This is a genomic window from Spirosoma jeollabukense, from assembly GCF_054777855.1.
In genome coordinates this window covers 1-1331 of sequence record NZ_BAAHAD010000054.1, presented here as the reverse complement: position 1 = coordinate 1331, position 1331 = coordinate 1, and the positions used below count along the sequence as shown (strand labels likewise).

The 1331-nt window shown below is 28.1% G+C and carries 4 tRNA genes; all 4 read right to left on the bottom strand.

The annotated features are described in order from the left end of the window. Positions 1–815 precede the first annotated feature (815 nt). A tRNA-Gly gene (locus ACYVEA_RS34440) sits at positions 816–886 on the bottom strand. Positions 887–1051: 165 nt separating this feature from the next. Then, positions 1052–1125, bottom strand: a tRNA-Arg gene (locus ACYVEA_RS34435). A gap of 2 nt (positions 1126–1127) precedes the next feature. Continuing rightward, positions 1128–1212: transfer RNA gene (locus ACYVEA_RS34430), tRNA-Tyr, on the bottom strand. A gap of 5 nt (positions 1213–1217) precedes the next feature. Further along, positions 1218–1290 (bottom strand) — tRNA-Lys (locus ACYVEA_RS34425). Between the last annotated feature and the right edge of the window lie 41 nt (positions 1291–1331).

Here is a 1331-nt window from a genome sequence, read left to right as displayed (position 1 = left end):
CTTTAGCATTACAAGATAAAAATCATCTTTCTCTTCACATAGTTATTTCTGTTTTTAAACCTAAAGTTTTTAGATTTGACTCTGAAATTTTAGAGGTGTTTGTAGAATAGCTTTTAAAATTATTCAAATTGCTACTCAATAAATTTTTTATAAAATATATTACTTTTTTTATATATTTATCCTATCATATATATTTAGGGGGCTGTGAAAAATCTTTGTAACCAATTTATTATTTTTTTTTTTGTTTTTAAATATATACTTACACTAATATATAAGAAAAAGTTTTTACTTTCATTTGTTTCTAAATATATATATATATATATATTTTTAGTATCAAAAACCTTTATTATATTACAAAATTATAGCTTACTCAAAAATAATATATTTTGTACATATAATATGATGTACAAAATATATTATTAATAAGACGAAAATAAAAATATATATTATTATACTAAAATATGAATTTTTATTTTTAACTTATATGATTCCTCGATGACTTGAACATCGAAGATATTCTTATCAAGAATACGCTTTACCAATTAAGCTAAGGAACCTAAAATATGGAAACAAGAGCATTCAGACTTGAACTGAAAACATGAAGTTTGAAGCTTCTTATTTTACCAATTAAACTATACTCTTAATAAGTCGGAAAAGAGGTGAATTGAACACCTAGATGTAAAACACAATATTTAGCAAATACCTTACCCTACCAATGGCAACTTTTCCTATTAAATACGAATTAGACCGGTCTCGATCCGGCATCTTTTTCCTCGACAAGGAAACTGTTTACCAATTAACTATTACTAATTCTTTACGGCTAGCCAAATTCGAAATGGCACAATTCGTTTGGAAGACGAACGGTCTACCATTAACCTATAGCCGTTGTATATTAAATTTTCGGAGCACTATGGTTCGAACATAGAAAATCCTCAACCCAAATGAAGTGCCTAACCAACCTGGCTCTACTCCGTTTACCAGGAGAGAAAGTTGAATTCTCATTGTTAATGCATGAAATTAATGTTCTAACCAATTAAACTATCCTGGCTTATGGATTCTTAGTTAAGATTCGAACTTAAATCTTGATATTAGAAGTATCGTGCTCTACCATTGAGCTAATAAGAATATAGGAAAGAAGAGACTCGAACTCTTAAAAGCATACTACTATTGAGTTTACAGCTCAACCCTTCTTACCAATAAAGGAACTCTCCTAGTTTTAAGGCCTAAAGGATTCGATCCTTTATTATAGCGATTAAAAGTCGCATGTTTTACCAATTAAACTAAAGCCTCTTATTTATTTTCGGATGTTCAAACATAAACACATATATTAC